Raw genomic sequence first — 17,101 nt, 5'->3', positions numbered from 1 at the left:
GCCAATGCCGTTCTATCTTCTGTATTACTTGTGCCTGCTACATCAGCCCAGTCATAGGTATATGGTCCTGTGCCTCCACTTGCTGTAATATTTATCGCTCCTGTTGAATTTCCTCTACACAATACATTTGTCTGTGAAGTTAAAACTACTGTTGGCAAACTTGCTGGTTGCGAAATAGTTGCATTCACTGTTGTTGTACAACCATTGGCATCTGTTACCGTAAATGTCTTTGCTCCAGCGGTTAGGCCCGTTTGTATTGGTGTTATTGTATATGGACTGGTGCCGCCACTTGGCGTTATCACAACTGCCCCATTTGAACCACCAAAACAAGATACATTCGTTTGAGAAGATAGAACAGCGTTTGGCTTTGGGTTAATCATAACATTTGTGGTTGCAATTTGCGTACAACCAAAAGAATTTGTAACTGTTACAGTATAAATTCCAGACATAGAAAGCGTTGCATTAACCCTAGTAGGATTCTGAATAGAAGAAACAAAGCCTGCTGGTCCTGCCCAACTATAAGTCGAGCCTCCTGAACTACTTAAGGATATGGTGCTTCCTTCACAAAAAGGACCTGAATTACCTGCATTTGCCGCTGGTAATGGATTCACTGTGACATTTACAGTAGCAGTTTTCACACATCCGTATAAATCAGTAGAGGTTAATGTATAGACTCCACCTTGGGCTGTAGTAGCACCTGATATTGTATTAGTTAAAGAATTTGAGGTAAATCCATTTGGGCCACTCCAAGAAACTAACGATGGAGAAATATTTGCTGTTGGAATATTGGTATACGTCCCACTAGAAGGCAACTTCCACAATATACCATAATGGTCTCCTCCACTTCCTTCTTTTTGAAGTAACTCAAAATAATATTGTTGTCCTGCCACTAAGGTAATATTAGCCGTCTGCTGCGAGGGATACTTTGTGAGCTCCCCAACATTTGTCCAGTCCGGTATACTGGCAATTGTTGTTAAAGGAGAAGAAGCACTACTACCAGAATAAAATAGCTGAGTTTCATCATCTCCGTAAATTACAAATTGATAAACACCCGAAACTGTTGGTGTTAAATAATAACGAACACGGGTTCCGTAATTATCTGCAATTCCCGAGGGACCTATTGCCGTAGGAAGTATTTCATTGGAAGTTGGGCTATTTGGATAGTTCGGACTAGATGTTAAATTTGTTAAAGCCGTACCATTAATATTTGCAAAAAATTCGCGAAGTACACCATTGGTCTCAGTTCCGTTAATAGTAAATGAATTCCCCGCACAAATAACACTATTATCAACTGTTGCAGATACTGAGGTGGCAGGAGCAACCACTAAATTTGTGGTGCAAGAAGTAGTACAACCATTTGAATTTGTAATTGTAACCGAATAAACGCCTGCATCTGCAGAGGTTATTGATGATTTTGAAGGGTTTCTTGAATTGCTAACGAATCCATTAGGCCCTGTCCAGCTCCATGAAGCTCCATTTACTCCAGACTCAGTAAAATTAGCTATACCTCCCTGACATATTGGCCCATTGTTTGTAACAATACATGTCGGTGTTGCTCTTATACCAAAATTAGCATTAGTAGTATTTGTGGAACCAACAACTACATTGGTTAATATGCCATTTGCAGTTCCATCACTTCCTGTACCGGTTCCAAATTTCTCACCTGTATTAGACCAGCCAGAAGGCAAAGAAGCGGAAGGTGGCGGATTACCGACTACTCCTTGGGTAGTACTTAAAACAACGTTATATGTAACATTTCCAGGGATATTATTAATCGAATAAGTACCATTTGCAGCAACAGTTGAAACACCAATTACTCGATTAGTGCTTGGCTCCACCAGATTAGCATAGAGGGTGGTACCAGCGGGATTACCTAGGCCAGTCCCGTCTACAGTATTATTATCTAAAGCATTACAATCATTAAAAACAGCACCTGCTAAATCGACAACAACAGGGCAACAAAAATTAAAAGTTCCAATTCTAATACCTTGCTGTGCTGCATTTATGGCATTTGGACCAACTAAATAGGAAATCGTTACAGATTTCACTGATTGTGTACTTGAAACAGTTACCTGGCCTAAAGGGTCGTTTTCAGTAACGTTATTATTTCCACCTGAAACCCAAACTGCCGTGGCTGTTTGACCAGAAATATTAACATTTCCAGCAGCTCCCAAAGATAAACTTAGTGGAACATTAGCACCAGTAATTCCTAAAGCGGAAACCGTTACTTGATCTTGAAATGAAGATTGTCCTGCTGGTGCCCTTTGAGTATCTGCAGCATCTATATCATCGATTCTAAGAGCAGAAAGTAGAACAGGATATTGAAATGTAAATGTAACATCCACCCTACTTCCATTAGGAATTGGTGGGTTAGTAGTATTATCACATGTGATACAACCATTATCTACATTATCAATCGTGATCGTAAACCCAGGTTGTGCATACAAACCCGAAGTACCAGATCGCATGGCATCATAAACGTTTCCTACAACTTCAGTAATTGTTGTAGTAACATTAAATGGATTAGCACTATTAGTATTTGTACATCCAGGTACCGAAAGTACAACTGGTGATGGCGGCCCTCCAGCACTTCCGGAAGTAGGAATTACAGATTGAGTTCCAGAACCTGCTCCAACCCATGTTATTCCTGATGAACCAACGGTACATTGGGCAGATGAATTTTGAATAGAAATAACGAAAATAAAGCCTGCAAAAAAACTAAAGATCGAGTTTTTGAAGTCAAACTTTTTATTTTTTATTTTGTGAAATCCTTTACTCATTATAATATGATGCACAATTTTATTTATTAATTCAAAAGGGTAGACTTATAATTAATTTCTCAGAAAATAACGATGTGTATCCCTTAGATAAAAATTTGCAAAAATCGTGCCTTAAAATATTTTTTTTAAAATATTTTTTTTAAATACTTTTTTAGCCACAAAATTTTTGCCTTGTAATTCACCTTAGACACATCTAATAAAACTTTGTCACTTATAATTAGAATAAATTATCAACAACTTATATATTTTTCAATTAATATTGAAAATACAAAAAAAAATAAAAATTTCAAGAAAATACAAAAAAAATGGGGAGAAAAGTTTAAAAAATTAAACTTTTCTCCCCATTAGAAAATTTGAAAGAAATTAAAAATTTCTACTTAGACACTACTTTAATTCTAGGAAAATTACCACCTTTCCCTCCAGAACCAGCATCTATTCTTAATGTGTTTATACCTTTACTCATTAATACCTTTTTTACAGCAAAAGCCCTCTTGTTGTTTAACTTAAGGTCATTTTCTTCAGAAAAACCAATAACCTTAATTTGGATTTTTTGATCTGAGTTCATAAGATTAGCTATCTCATCAATAATAGGTAAAGAAGCAGCTGTTAATTCAAATGTTTTGTCCACATATTGTATACTAGTAAAGTCAAATTCTTTCCCTTGTTTTTCGTTTGAATCCAAAATATACTTTTGAAAATTTTCTTTTTCAGAATTATTTAACGGCACAGTTTTTGACGCAGAGCCCTCACTATCAATTTTCAAAGAATCAGAAGAAGCATTGGAAAGTGAATCTGCAAATTGCATCTCTTCATCTAAAGATTCTACAGGGGCATCTTCTTTGTTAAAAAAACTAAAACTTCCATTATTTGCCCAGATATAATAACTTACTCCCGCAACTATTACCAAAGCCAAAAGCCCCAATAAAACCTTTTTATTAAAAAAAGTCCCACCTTCATCATCAGTATATTCTTCATAAGCCTTAGGTGCCTCCACTTCTTCTACATTTTTGGCACTTGGTTCTGGCTTTTTCAAAGGAGCAAATTTTGAATTAATAAGCTCTTGCAAACCAAGAGCAGGAATCATCTTTTCCATTAAAGCTTCAGGGGCTTTTTGAAGCAGCAATTCATGATGTTGCTTTAGAAAATAAACCAAGGATTCTTTATCCATGTTTTCAGCAGATATTTGTTTTCCCAACAAATCCACCAATAAGGAAGCAGTGATACCCGAAGTTAAAACTGTAGTATTTTTACTTGTACTAGCATAAGAGCCAATCATACTCAACAGAGGGCTTTTATAAGCGGGAAATATCTGGCTAATAATTTTTGATCCATTTTCAGTTACATTGTCAATGGTTGCCTTTTTTTCAAAAATACTTAGCTTGTCAAGTGGAATTGAGTTGTTTTTATATTTTTCTTTAATTTGATTAAATAGCATTCCAGAACTCATATCGCTATTCGTTCTTCTAATAAGGCCAGCCAATAAAGTATAGAAAACCCCTTTCATAGCCACTTCTACATCGCCTAAATTATCATTGGATAAGGATTTTACTTGTTGGATAAAGTCGTCGCTGATAACTTCGTCAAAGCTTTCAAAAAGATTCATTTCTGTGTTAAAGTTTAAAATTTACTCGCAAAAAAACAAAAAAAACGTGGTTTTACCTATATTTATGCCGCTATTTATATTTTTGAAATCAATTATTATTCAATCGTTAATGGAAAACAATAAAGAAGAAGAACTTAGGAGTAGGGACTGGTTTGGAAAAACCGGTAAAGACGGATTCATTTATAGATCATGGATGAAAAACCAAGGCTATCCATCTCACCAATTTAAAGGAAAACCTGTTATTGGAATTTGCAATACCTGGTCAGAAGTTACACCATGCAACGGGCATTTTAGAGAAATAGCACAATTCGTAAAAAACGGAATCTATGAAGCCGGTGGATTTCCATTAGAATTCCCCGTTATGTCCCTTGGCGAAACTATCATTCGTCCTACAGCAATGTTATATAGAAACCTCGCAGCAATGACTGTAGAAGAGAGTATAAGAGGCAATCCGTTTGATGCTGTGGTATTATTGACTGGTTGCGATAAAACCACACCATCATTAGTAATGGGAGCAGCGAGTGTCGACATTCCTACCATAGTTGTACCTGGGGGACCAATGTTAAATGGTCGATTCCAAGGTAAGGCAATTGGCTCAGGAACAGACGTTTGGAAGTTTGCAGATGACTTTAAAACAGGAAAAATGTCTGCTGAAGATTTTGAAGAAGCTGAAGCTTGCATGAGCAGGTCTGCTGGACATTGCTCTACCATGGGCACTGCGTCTACAATGGCCGTAATGGTGGAAGCACTGGGCTTAACCCTTCCGGGCATTTCTGCAATACCTGCTGTAGATTCTCGCAAAAAAATGCTCGCACACATGAGTGGAATGAGAGCAGTGGAAATGGCCAAAGAAAACCTTAAAATTTCTGAAATTTTAACAAAACCTGCCTTCGAAAACGCTATAAAAATAAATGCTGCTGTTGGCGGATCTACAAATTTAATACTCCATCTTTTGGCACTAGCTAGAAGAGTAGGAATAGACTTAAAACTAGAAGATTTCGATGATTTAGGTAGCAAAATCCCACTTTTGGTAAATCTCATGCCATCAGGAAAATATCTTATGGAAGACTTTTATTATGCTGGTGGTCTTCCAGTTGTGATAAAAGAAATGACTGAGATTTTAGATAAAAGTGCTATCAGTGTAAACGGAAAATCTATTATTGAAAACTCTGCAAAAGCTAGAAATTGGAATGAGGATGTGATTCATCCTTATAACAATCCACTAATGAAAGAGGCGGGGATTACGGTGGTAAAAGGTAATTTATGCCCTGATGGCTCCGTAATAAAAGTTTCGGCAGCTACTGAAAAATTGCTCAAACATACAGGAAAAGCAGTGGTATTTGAGGACATTGAAGATTATCACGCTAGAATAGATGACCCCAATTTAGACATTGACGAAAACTCTGTGATGGTTTTGAAAAACTCTGGACCTAAAGGCTACCCAGGCATGCCTGAAGTGGGTAGTATGGCATTGCCTAAAAAACTTCTAGAAAAAGGAATAAAAGATATTGTTAGAATCTCTGACGCCAGAATGAGTGGAACGGCATTTGGAACGGTTTTCTTGCATGTATCCCCTGAATCTGCCGTTGGTGGACCTTTAGCTTTTGTGCAAAATGGCGATATGATTATTGTAGATGTTTTAGGGAAAAAGCTTCATTTAGATATATCTGACGAAGAAATGGAGAACAGACGTAAAAACTGGAAACCTTTAGATTTGGGTTATAATAGAGGCTATGCTAAACTCTACATTGAGTCCGTAAACCAAGCACATTTAGGAGCGGATTTTGACTTTTTGGTAGGAAATTCAGGTAGCAAAGTAAACAGAGAGTCACACTAATCTAGAAATGGAATTTAGAACAATTATAGAAAACCAAAATCCAAGTTTTAAAATAAGCCAAGATTCAAAAATACTAACAATTGGTTCGTGTTTTTCGGATGTACTGGGTTCTTATTTGCAAAAAAACAAAATGGATTGTTTAATTAATCCTTTTGGAGTGGTTTTTAATTTATTTTCTATTGCCAATCTTTTACAAAAAACTATAAATTTAGATGAAATAGAAGGAGATCTCATTTTAACAAAAGATGAGGTCTTTTTTCATTATGATTATCACTCAGAAATTAGAGCTGAAACTAAAGAAGGTTTAACAGATAAAATTAAATTAAAACAAAAAGAAGTTCTTGATTTCGTCTCAAAAGCCGATTTTTTAATATTAACCCTTGGTACTAGTTGGATTTACCAACTATCAGAAAATCAAAGGATTGTATCTAATTGTCACAAACAAAATTCCAATCTTTTTGAAAAAAGATTTTTAGATCAAAATGAGCATTTAGATATTTTTGAAAATATTTATTTTTCTTTAAAAAATCTAAATCCAAAGCTTAAAATCATAGTCACCGTAAGCCCTGTAAGACACACCAAAGACACCCTAGTTTTGAATAGTTTATCCAAAGCAAATCTCAGATTAGCCTGTGATGTATTCACCAAAAAATTTGTTGACGTTTTTTATTTTCCTGCTTACGAAATCATGATGGATGACTTACGAGATTATAGATTCTATAAGTCGGATTTAATTCATCCAAACGAAGTTGCAGAACAATATATAGTAGACTTGTTTTCGAAATGGTACTTTGACGAAAATCTAATTAACTTCATCAAAGAATGGCGAAAAATTATTACAGCTTTGGCTCATAGACCATTTAATCCTCAAAACTCAAAACATCAGGAATTTCTACAAAAAATAAAAGAAAAAATAGAAGCTTTTGATAATCAAATAGATACGAATGCCGAGTTAGATTTCATTAACCAAAATTTGATATAGAAAAACAAAAACCTCGAACTTTAAACAATACCTCAATGTTGGGTATTTTAGACTAACAATATCAATGGGAGAATTTACGATAACAAAAGAAAAAGTTTTAAAAGCACTTAGTACAGTTGAAGAGCCTGATTTAAAAAAAGACTTGGTAACACTTAACATGATTTCCGATGTAGAAATTGGTGTAAATCAAGTTAAATTCACGGTAATTCTAACAACACCGGCTTGCCCGCTTAAAGAATTGATAAAGCAGCGTTGCGTGGATGCTTTACGAAGAGATCTGGGTGAAGGATTTGAAATTGATATCCAAATGACTTTCAATGTCACATCAATTTTAAACAAAAATTTACTTTTACCCCAAGTAAAAAACATCATAGCAATATCTTCAGGAAAAGGCGGCGTAGGTAAATCTACTGTTACAGTAAACCTGGCTATGGCTTTGAAAAAATCTGGAGCTAAAGTAGGAATTATTGATGCTGATATTTCTGGACCATCCATTCCTATCATGTTCGGTGCTGAAGAAATGCAACCGATGGTTTCTGTAAAAGACGGGAAGAACTTCATTACTCCCATAATGCAATATGGTATAAAAATGATTTCTATCGGCTTCCTTACTCCGCCAGACAGTGCAGTCGTTTGGCGTGGACCTATGGCCAGTCAGGCTTTGAAACAGTTTTTTGGAGATGTAGATTGGGGTGAATTAGACTATTTATTGCTTGACTTACCTCCGGGAACAAGTGATATTCATTTAACTTTGGTACAGACTGTACCAGTCACCGGTGCAGTAATTGTTACAACGCCTCAAAAAATAGCTTTGGCTGATGCTACGAAAGGTGGCTCAATGTTTAGCCAACCTAATATTAATGTCCCTATTTTGGGAGTTATTGAAAACATGTCTTATTTTACACCAGCAGAATTACCTGACAATAAGTACTTTATATTTGGATCTGGCGGTGGTCAACAACTTGCCGACAAATTTAACGTTTCTGTTTTGGGACAAATACCACTGGTACAAAAAATAAGAGAAGGTGGCGATGAAGGCAGACCAATCATGATGGAACAAGACCAAATAGTGACGCAAGCCTTCCAAGAAGCTGCAGAAAATTTGGCCCAACAAATTGCCATTAGAAATGCCAATTTACCTAAAACCGAACCTGTAAAAATGCGAATGTAATTTTTCTTAAAATATGTCTCAAGGAGTTCATTTTTTGAACTCCTTTTTTTGTGTATTTTTCTTGATTTTTCACTATTCGCATTTAAAGTTTTTCATTACATTTACATTTAAAGAAAATCTGGCATAATCATTCTCTATTTTGAAAATGTCATTTCAAATTTAATTCAACCTAAAAAAAATGAAAAACTCAAGACGAACCTTTGTAAAAAGCATGGCTTTTGCAGGCTTAACCATTCCAAGTATTTCTGCCTCATTGGCCAATTCTAGACCAAAAAAACTTGCACCTTCTGATCAACTAAAAGTGGGATTAATTGGCTGCAAAGGAATGGGATTTTCTAATCTTACAAGGCATATAAAAAACGCTGGCGTAGAATGCATTGGGCTTTGTGACATTGATGAAAATGTACTTGATGAACGCTCTGCAAATCTAGAAAAACTTCAAGGTAAAAAAGCAAAAACTTATGGTGATTACAGAGAAATGCTTGACAATAAAGATATTGACTATGTGATAGTTGGAACACCTGACCATTGGCATTGCCTTAACATGATTGGAGCTTTGGATGCTGGAAAGCATGTATATGTTGAAAAACCCATAGCACATACCATGGACGAATGTAATCTGATGGTAAAAGCCGCAAAAAAATATGAAAAAATAGTACAGGTGGGTCAATGGCAACGCAGTGGACCTCACTACGAAGAGGCATTCAAAATGGTAAAATCTGGAATGCTTGGCAAAATCAGGTTGGTGAAAGTTTGGGCATACCAAGGCTGGATGAAGCCAGTACCAGTTTTGCCTGATACCGCAGTGCCAAAAGGTGTAAATTATGATATGTGGCTAGGACCTGCACAGAAAAGGGCCTTCAACGAAAACCGTTTTCATTTTAACTTTAGGTGGTTTTGGGATTATGCAGGCGGACTAATGACAGACTGGGGAGTTCACGAAATCGACATAGCTTTACACGCTATGGGAGCAAAAGCTCCAATTTCCGTAATGGCTTCTGGAGGAAAATTCGCCTATCCAGACGATGCCTCTGAAACTCCAGATACGCTTCAAACGGTATTTCAATACGACGGTTTTAATATGCTTTGGGAGCATGCAACAGGTATAGACGGAGGAAATTATGGGAAAACCGAAGGAATAGCTTTTATTGGAAACAATGGCACATTGGTAGTTCATAGAGGCGGCTGGGAGCTTATTCCTGAAACTTATACCGAAAACAAAATTAAGAAAAACAAGGTGGAGCCACTTCCTACATACATAAAAAAACCAGAGGACGATTATCTTTATATGCACGCAGAAAATTTCATAAAAGCCATAAGAAACAATGATCCTTCATCGCTAAACTGTGGCATAGAAACTGGAAGCGTAGCAGCCATAAACGCAATTATGGGCAATGTATCCTACAAACTTGGCCGAAAAGTATTTTGGGATGCAGAAAAAGGCAACTTCAAAAATGATAAAGAAGCCAATGCATTGATGGTTTCTGATTACAAAAACGGTTGGAAATTACCTAAAGTTTGATTAGCATACTTTTAGCCAGCAGTTTAATTCATAAAGTATAGTAAAAACAAGTTTGCAAATCCTATTAGTCCATCTAATCCAGATGGACTTTTTTTATTTTCAAAAATATACAAATTGGAATAAAATTTGCGTTAGAATGCTCTATTACCCCATAATATTAATGTTTAAATACCTCATTTTCTTGTGTTTAATATTCCTTTCTTCCTGTCAGGATAAAATCCAACCTACGGATATTTCAAGCAAATCAATTCAAGAGCAATATTTGGATTTGGTAAATACCACAAGAGCAGAAGGCAGAAAATGTGGAAGTGAGTTTTTTAAAGCTGCTGGAGTCGTAACTTGGAACAATGCCTTAGAAAAAGCTGCATTATATCACAGCAGAGATATGTACGACAATAAATACTTTGCACATGTATCTCCAAAAGGCGACGATCCATCTTCAAGAGTATTGGCTCAAAATTATAATTTTAAATCAATCGCCGAAAATATTTATTCCGCCACTGGCTTCTCTCCCACTCCATCAGAAATCATCATGCAATGGACCAATAGCCCTACGCATTGTGCCAATATTATGAATCCAAACTTCAAAGAAATGGCTGTAGGAAAATATGAAAATTATTGGACACAATTATTTGGCTTAAAATGAACATTTTTCGCTGTTTTTTCGTAATATTGTATGTATATACAGCTGAAAAATGGAAGAATTGATAAACAAAGTAGAAAAAGCATTAGACAACATAAGACCATATTTGATTGCCGATGGAGGCAATGTCAATGTAATTGAAATCACGCCAGACTTTACAGCAATTCTCGAATTCACAGGATCTTGCGGTTCGTGCCCTATGTCTTCTATGACCTTCAAAGCAGGTTTGGAAGAAGCCATCCTAAAAAATGTATCTGAAATCAAAAAAGTGGAAGCCATAAATATGATGGTTCCAGACCCTCATTGATTAAAAAAAATCGCCCAATAAGTATATAAAATAGTTTTTTGGCATTTTTTTTATAAACTTGCAAATTATTTTTATGTCTACATGTTCCCTAAATCACTATGGATAACAAAATAAAAGTCGGAATATTTTTTGGAGGCCAATCAAGAGAAAGAGAAATCTCTTATTTGGGTGGCAGAACCGCTCTTGAGCATATAGATAGACGCTTTTTTGAGCCTATTCCGATTTTTGTAGATAGCATTGGTAACTTTATAAAAGTAGATTCCAAATTACTTTATGAGGAAGACATTAGAAGTTTCTACCCTTCTAAAAACCAAAACAATGGCTACAAAATTTACATTGAATCATTAGGACCGCTTCGCGATACGCAATTGTATAAATTGATTTATAAAATTGGATCTCAAGTAAAAATTGAAGAACTAAAGGATTTGATTGATTTTGCGTTTGTGGTTATGCATGGACCATACTCTGAAGACGGTAATATTCAAGGAATTATGGAATGGCTGAATATTCCCTATCTTGGTCCTGGAATATTAGGTTCTGGTGTGGGAATAGACAAACCTGTGCAAAATAAGCTGATGGCTTTTGCGACAGGGCAAACCAAAAAATACCGAACAATCTCCAAAAACGAATGGGATAATTCAGACAAATCTAAATTATTTTCCAATTTAATATCAGAATTAGGTTTTCCTTTAGTGGTAAAAGCTCCTCACCAAGGCTCTTCTATTGGGGTAGCCATCATAAAAAAACGAAGCTTAGAGGAGTTTTCAAAAGGCATGAGTCAGTGTTTTTTTGAAACCCAGATTTTGAAAAAAGACTGGGCAAAACTCAGCCAAAGACAAAAGAAAAATTTGATGGAAAAAACATCAAATCTAGACGAAGGCATAGGTTTCCCTTTGGTATTGAACAATGAAATAATTTATCATCCTGCCGAATTATTAATAGAATTAGACAAATATCTAAATTACAACGATTCTGCTGTAATAAGTTCTGTAAATGCAGAAGATTATGTATTAATTGAGGAGTTTATAGTTGGTCAAGAATTCTCAGTTGGCGTAATTCAGGACGATAGCGGCAAAGCATATGCTCTGCCACCTGCCGAAGTTTACGGCGATATACAAACCTTCGATTTCAAGTCTAAATACAAATCTTCGGTAAGTAAAAAAAGAATACCTGTAGAGACCAAATATGAGAATTTGGAGAAAATTCATGCAGATATTTTGAAGGCTTTTGAAGCTACAAGTATGAGCGTAATCAGCCGAATTGATGGCTTTTTGACTGCCGAAGATGAAGTTATTTTGCATGACCCAAATACGATACCTGGCATGTCTCCAGCTTCGTTTATTTTCAAACAAATGGCAGAGATTGGCTTCAACATTACAAATTCAGTTACTTATTTTATACGTCAGTCTATTCGAGAAAGAATAAAAACTGGTAAGAATGTCTTTGGCTTAAGAAATTTATTACAAGTTTTAGATGCCAAAATTCAATTGGCTAAAACTAGACCAAGGAAAAAGCTAGCGATACTTTTCGGAGAAAATGAGGAAGAATTCAAAGTAGCTAGAGCAAAATATGGACAGTTTGGAGGAAACACCGAATACGAACCAGTAGCAGTTTGTTCTGCACTTAACGGGAGCAAATATAGAATCCCTCTCAATTTGATGTTTAAGCCAGACATCATGGAATTTGGGATGTCAATCGGTAAAGAAAAGCACCCATTCATCCAAAAAAACATAAATAGCACAGCTCCAATTCGTGATTTTTATATTGGAGAAGTGGATTTTGGCTTAAAAAAACTGTCAGAAGATGAATTCCTTAATGAATTCAATGCCGTTTATGACTGCAAAATAGAAGAAATGGTTTTATCTTAAATATGGCAAAAAAGGTAAAATTCTATGCCGTTTGGCAAGGACGTGAGAAAGGCGTTTTCAGCTCCTGGGATGAATGCAAAAAACAAGTAGAAGGATTTGAAGGTGCTCAATACAAATCATTTGAGAGCAAAACTGAGGCAGAAAATGCAATCAAGAAAAACTATTTTGCCGTTGTAAATCCAAAACCTTCGAGCCAACAGCTCATAAAAACCCCAAAACCAAATATTCCAGCTTGGACAGTAGATGCTGCTTGGAACACCAAAACTGGTGATTTGGAATACCAAGGAGTTGATTTACAAACAAAAAAGCAACTTTTCAGAAAAGGGCCATTTCAAGATGGCACCAATAATATCGGAGAGTTTTTAGCAATTGTACATGCACTTGCATTGTTAAAGAACCTTGGCTCAGAAGTCCCTATTTTCTCTGATTCCAAAACCGCCATAGCTTGGGTAAAAGCTAAAAAAGCCAATACAAAACTGGAAGAAACGGGTCGGAATTCTGAACTTTTCGACTTAATAGAAAGAGCGGAAAATTGGTTAAAACAAAATACTTTCAAAAACAAAATACTAAAGTGGGAAACCAAATGGTGGGGTGAAGTCCCCGCAGATTTTGGCAGAAAATAGCCATGTTTAAGTTTAAGAAATTTAGCATATTTCAAGAAAACACACCAATGAAAGTGTGTACCGACTCTTGCCTTTTTGGAGCACTCATAGATGCAAAAAACCACCAAAAAATACTGGATATTGGTACGGGAACAGGCCTTTTAACTCTAATGCTTGCTCAAAAATCTGAATTCCTAAACCTTACAGCCGTAGAAATAGACGAAAATGCAGTAAAAGATGCTTCATTAAATATTGCCAATAGTCCTTTTTCAAAGCAAATAAAAATTGCGAATAAATCTATTCAAGAATTCACAAAAGCCAGCAAAGAAAAGTTTGATTTAATAGTTTCAAATCCTCCGTTTTTTCAAAATAATCTTAAATCTCCAAAAGAAGAAATAAACCTAGCTCATCATAATTCTTCACTTTCGTTTGAAGATTTGGCCTTGTCTTTGCATAATCTTATTTCTGAGGATGGAAAAATATGGATTTTACTCCCACCTTTCGAGATGAACGGCTTTCTTAAAATATGCACTAAATACCAGCTATTTTTAAATAAAAAATACGGCGTAAAACATGACGAAACAAAGCCAATTTTTAGAGAAATTATTGAACTTTCGAGGCAGGAAAATCTTAATCCAGCATACTCGGAAATAAATATTTATGAAAACAAGCAATATAGCCCTATTTTTGTAAAGCTATTAAAGGATTATTATTTGATTTTTTAGATAAAATAAAAAAAACATGAGCAAAGTGGATATTTCTGTAATTATTCCTCTCTACAATGAAGACGAGTCATTGACCGAACTTCATGCATGGATAAAAAGAGTGATGGAAGAAAATGCATTTTCCTATGAGGTTTTATTTATAGACGACGGCAGCAATGATGAAAGCTGGAATACCGTAAAAAAATTAAAAGAAAATAATCCAGAAGTTAGAGGTTTTAAGTTTTCGAAAAACAATGGAAAAACTGCCGCACTTCAAACAGGATTTAATGAATGTAATGGAGATGTCATAATCACGATGGATGCAGATATGCAAGACAGCCCCGACGAGATTCCTGACCTTTACAAAATGATTAAACAAGACGGCTATGATGTGGTATCAGGATGGAAACAAAAACGTTTTGACCCTATAACCAAAACTTTACCAACTAAACTATTCAACGCCACAACACGCTATATATCAGACATATACCTTCACGACTTCAACTGTGGGCTCAAAGCTTATGACAGCAAAGTTGTGAAAAACATCACGATTTATGGCGAAATGCACCGCTATATACCTGTAATAGCTAAATGGAACGGATTCTCTAAAATAGGCGAAAAAGTAGTACAACATAGAGCTAGAAAATATGGTACAACCAAGTTTGGCCTAGAGAGATTCGTCAATGGTTTTTTAGATTTATTGTCCATCACTTTTGTCAATAAATTTGGAAAAAGACCAATGCATTTCTTTGGTCTATTTGGCGTTTTATCCTTTCTGTTGGGTTCATTTATTACTGTATTTCTAATCGGAGAAAAAATATATTCGATTTACAGTCGTTTGCCTTATCGAAACGTAACAGACAATCCACTTTTTTATCTAGCCTTGGTTGCCATTCTTGTTGGCTCGCAACTATTTTTGGCGGGATTTTTGGGTGAGTTATTAGTAAAACAAGGTGTCACAAAAGATGACTACTTGGTTTCTGAAACAGTATAATTATTTAATAAACGCCATGAAAAATCATTTTCTAATTTTAATAACGCTCATTGTTGCCTCATTAAGTTCATGTACTAAAAGTGATGATGTTTCCCCATCCTCATTAAGTGGAAAATATGAACTAAAAATTATAGATTTCAATTCGAAATTCACAAGTGAAGATCCTGAAAAATACACAGATGATGTGTCTTCTCAAGGCATTTTTTACATTTTCAATACTGATGGAACTTACAAAACCAATGCATATTGGTCTATAGGAGAAATAAATTCGAATGGCACAGAAAGTACAGGTAAGTATTCGCTAAAAGGAAATGTATTGAGCATAACTTACATTGACCAAGATCTTGAAAAAGAGTTGACACAAAGTATGCAAATTAAAACCAATACAGATACAGATTTAGTATTATATATGGGCCTTGCTGAAGTAAAGGATAGTTTTACAGCAGCTGCAACTGGCCTTGACCCTTTCACAGCAGCCTTTTTAAATATTTTCATTGGTCAAATGCTCGAGTTCGATTACACATTAAGCTTCAAAAAAATTTCCTGATTTTTTATAGGAACACAGATGACACTGATTTTACTGATTTACACTGTTCTAATATTTAAATACATATCTGTTTTGCCATCACTTGTTTCATCAGTATTCGAGAAACGAACTTTAAATTTAATAATCTGTGAATATCTGTGCTGCTAGCATCTGTGTTCAAATACGAACTTCAAATTTAAAAAGCTGTCAATATCTGTGTTGTTAGCATCTGTGTCACCTGTGTTCAAAAACAAACATTTTAATATTCATACCAGTCCTTCCACCAATTTTGCAGTGAACGTTTGATTTCATTTTCACGGGCATTTTCGCTCGGTTCGTAAAGTTTTTTGCCTTTTAGTTCGTCAGGCATAAAGTTTTGTTGAGCAAAATTTCCAGCATAATTGTGCGAATATTTATATTCTTTCCCGTACCCAATTTCCTTCATTAACTTGGTAGGAGCATTTCTTAAATCTATAGGAACGGGTAGATGAGATGTTTGTTCTGCTAAAGCAATAGCAGCGTCAATGGCCACATAAGAGGCGTTTGATTTGGGAGAAGTAGCCAAATAAATTGCTGTTTGAGAAAGAATAATTCGGCCTTCGGGATATCCGATTTTCATGATTGCATCCATACAAGCGTTGGCCACCATCATGGCAGTGGGATTCGCCAATCCAATATCTTCAGATGCTAAAATGAGCATCCTCCGGGCAATAAACTTAGGATCTTCCCCTGCCACAATCATTCTGGCCATCCAATACAGTGCCCCGTTGGGATCTGACCCTCTAATAGACTTTATAAAAGCCGAAATAATATCATAATGCTGTTCGCCTGATTTATCGTATCGGGCAAGGTTTTTCTGTACGACTTCCTCCACCAACACATTATCAATCAAAACCTCCTTCTGCCCTATTTGTGCATTGACTATTAATTCTAAAAGATTCAGAAGTTTACGCCCATCGCCTCCACTAATTCTAAAAAGTGAATCGGTGTTTACAATTTTGATGTCTTTTTCATTTAGCCAGTTGTCAGTTTTCAAGGCTCTTTGCAGCATGGAATTGAGCTGTTCTTTCCCGAAAGCTTCTAAAATATATACTTGACATCGAGACAAAAGAGCCGAATTAACTTCGAAAGATGGATTTTCAGTTGTTGCACCAATTAGCGTAACTTGGCCTTTCTCCACAGCACCCAAAAGTGCATCTTGTTGCGACTTGTTAAATCTGTGAATCTCATCTATAAACAATATTGGCGGAAACAATCCTGAAGGTTTTGAAAGCACCTCACGAAGATCTTTCACCCCAGCACTGATAGCACTTAAGCTATGAAACTGGCGTTTGGTTATCTCAGCCATCATCAAGGCAAGGGTGGTTTTACCGACTCCAGGAGGTCCCCAGAGAATCATAGAAGGCACTATGCCAGCATCCAAAGCCCGACGTAAAGGTTTTGTTTTACCCAAAATATGTTCCTGCCCAACATAATCGTCGAGATTACGAGGTCGCATACGTTCGGCCAATGGTGCAAATGAATCCAATACTTAGTTTTTTGTTTTACAAATGTATTTATTA

At 35.8% G+C, this 17,101-nt stretch carries 13 protein-coding genes and 1 pseudogene; 11 read left to right on the top strand and 3 right to left on the bottom strand.

Annotated features, from left to right (window positions below; translation table 11 throughout):
- Positions 1-2,780 (bottom strand): annotated as a pseudogene (locus EGI22_RS12510) (PA14 domain-containing protein); the annotation flags it as partial.
- A gap of 373 nt (positions 2,781-3,153) precedes the next feature.
- Positions 3,154-4,383, bottom strand: coding sequence for an OmpA family protein (locus EGI22_RS12505; RefSeq protein WP_255068793.1), 1,230 nt, complete (start codon positions 4,381-4,383; stop codon positions 3,154-3,156).
- 109 nt (positions 4,384-4,492) lie between these two features.
- Here EGI22_RS12505 and EGI22_RS12500 point away from each other — a divergent pair, with 109 nt between their 5' ends.
- From EGI22_RS12500 to EGI22_RS12450, 11 genes are all read left to right on the top strand, one after another.
- Entirely contained in the window at positions 4,493-6,220 is a 1,728-nt protein-coding gene (locus tag EGI22_RS12500; RefSeq protein WP_255068791.1) for an IlvD/Edd family dehydratase, read from the top strand.
- A gap of 7 nt (positions 6,221-6,227) precedes the next feature.
- Entirely contained in the window at positions 6,228-7,202 is a 975-nt protein-coding gene (locus EGI22_RS12495) for a GSCFA domain-containing protein (RefSeq protein WP_255068790.1), read from the top strand.
- Between the two features lie 64 nt (positions 7,203-7,266).
- Entirely contained in the window at positions 7,267-8,373 is a 1,107-nt protein-coding gene (locus EGI22_RS12490) for an Mrp/NBP35 family ATP-binding protein (protein ID WP_255068789.1), read from the top strand.
- A 178-nt stretch (positions 8,374-8,551) separates the two neighbouring features.
- Positions 8,552-9,895 (top strand): Gfo/Idh/MocA family protein, encoded by a 1,344-nt coding sequence (locus EGI22_RS12485; RefSeq protein WP_255068788.1) that lies wholly within the window; start codon positions 8,552-8,554, stop codon positions 9,893-9,895.
- 181 nt (positions 9,896-10,076) lie between these two features.
- Complete coding sequence (locus EGI22_RS12480; protein ID WP_255068786.1) at positions 10,077-10,541, top strand: CAP domain-containing protein; 465 nt, start codon at positions 10,077-10,079, stop codon at positions 10,539-10,541.
- A gap of 49 nt (positions 10,542-10,590) precedes the next feature.
- On the top strand, positions 10,591-10,845 hold the full coding sequence (locus tag EGI22_RS12475) for a NifU family protein (RefSeq protein ID WP_255068784.1): 255 nt from the start codon (positions 10,591-10,593) through the stop codon (positions 10,843-10,845).
- Positions 10,846-10,943: 98 nt separating this feature from the next.
- Positions 10,944-12,713, top strand: coding sequence for a D-alanine--D-alanine ligase (locus EGI22_RS12470; RefSeq protein ID WP_255068783.1), 1,770 nt, complete (start codon positions 10,944-10,946; stop codon positions 12,711-12,713).
- A gap of 2 nt (positions 12,714-12,715) precedes the next feature.
- Positions 12,716-13,336 (top strand): viroplasmin family protein, encoded by a 621-nt coding sequence (locus EGI22_RS12465; RefSeq protein ID WP_255068781.1) that lies wholly within the window; start codon positions 12,716-12,718, stop codon positions 13,334-13,336.
- Between the two features lie 2 nt (positions 13,337-13,338).
- The gene (locus tag EGI22_RS12460) at positions 13,339-14,040 is read left to right on the top strand and encodes a tRNA1(Val) (adenine(37)-N6)-methyltransferase (protein WP_255068780.1); all 702 of its coding nucleotides are present in this window, start codon (positions 13,339-13,341) and stop codon (positions 14,038-14,040) included.
- A 16-nt stretch (positions 14,041-14,056) separates the two neighbouring features.
- Positions 14,057-15,013: a glycosyltransferase family 2 protein gene (locus EGI22_RS12455; RefSeq protein ID WP_255068779.1), complete on the top strand. Its 957-nt coding sequence runs from the start codon at positions 14,057-14,059 to the stop codon at positions 15,011-15,013.
- 16 nt (positions 15,014-15,029) lie between these two features.
- Complete coding sequence (locus tag EGI22_RS12450; protein WP_255068778.1) at positions 15,030-15,560, top strand: lipocalin family protein; 531 nt, start codon at positions 15,030-15,032, stop codon at positions 15,558-15,560.
- Positions 15,561-15,798: 238 nt separating this feature from the next.
- Here EGI22_RS12450 and EGI22_RS12445 read toward each other — a convergent pair whose 3' ends face one another.
- Positions 15,799-17,037, bottom strand: coding sequence for a replication-associated recombination protein A (locus EGI22_RS12445; protein ID WP_255068796.1), 1,239 nt, complete (start codon positions 17,035-17,037; stop codon positions 15,799-15,801).
- Positions 17,038-17,101 lie beyond the last annotated feature (64 nt).

This window comes from Lacihabitans sp. LS3-19, from assembly GCF_024343575.1.
Lineage (GTDB): Bacteria > Bacteroidota > Bacteroidia > Cytophagales > Spirosomataceae > Leadbetterella.
The sequence above is the reverse complement of the archived record's forward strand: the minus strand, read 5'-3'. Positions and strand labels throughout refer to the sequence as shown.

Bases quoted from the DNA above. Each gene is read 5' to 3' on its own strand.
- EGI22_RS12505 (WP_255068793.1), bottom strand. From the start codon at position 4,383: ATGAATCTTTTTGAAAGCTTTGACGAAGTTATCAGCGACGACTTTATC.
- EGI22_RS12500 (WP_255068791.1), top strand. From the start codon at position 4,493: ATGGAAAACAATAAAGAAGAAGAACTTAGGAGTAGGGACTGGTTTGGA.
- EGI22_RS12495 (WP_255068790.1), top strand. From the start codon at position 6,228: ATGGAATTTAGAACAATTATAGAAAACCAAAATCCAAGTTTTAAAATA.
- EGI22_RS12490 (WP_255068789.1), top strand. From the start codon at position 7,267: ATGGGAGAATTTACGATAACAAAAGAAAAAGTTTTAAAAGCACTTAGT.
- EGI22_RS12485 (WP_255068788.1), top strand. From the start codon at position 8,552: ATGAAAAACTCAAGACGAACCTTTGTAAAAAGCATGGCTTTTGCAGGC.
- EGI22_RS12475 (WP_255068784.1), top strand. From the start codon at position 10,591: ATGGAAGAATTGATAAACAAAGTAGAAAAAGCATTAGACAACATAAGA.
- EGI22_RS12470 (WP_255068783.1), top strand. From the start codon at position 10,944: ATGGATAACAAAATAAAAGTCGGAATATTTTTTGGAGGCCAATCAAGA.
- EGI22_RS12465 (WP_255068781.1), top strand. From the start codon at position 12,716: ATGGCAAAAAAGGTAAAATTCTATGCCGTTTGGCAAGGACGTGAGAAA.
- EGI22_RS12460 (WP_255068780.1), top strand. From the start codon at position 13,339: ATGTTTAAGTTTAAGAAATTTAGCATATTTCAAGAAAACACACCAATG.
- EGI22_RS12455 (WP_255068779.1), top strand. From the start codon at position 14,057: ATGAGCAAAGTGGATATTTCTGTAATTATTCCTCTCTACAATGAAGAC.
- EGI22_RS12450 (WP_255068778.1), top strand. From the start codon at position 15,030: ATGAAAAATCATTTTCTAATTTTAATAACGCTCATTGTTGCCTCATTA.
- EGI22_RS12445 (WP_255068796.1), bottom strand. From the start codon at position 17,037: ATGCGACCTCGTAATCTCGACGATTATGTTGGGCAGGAACATATTTTG.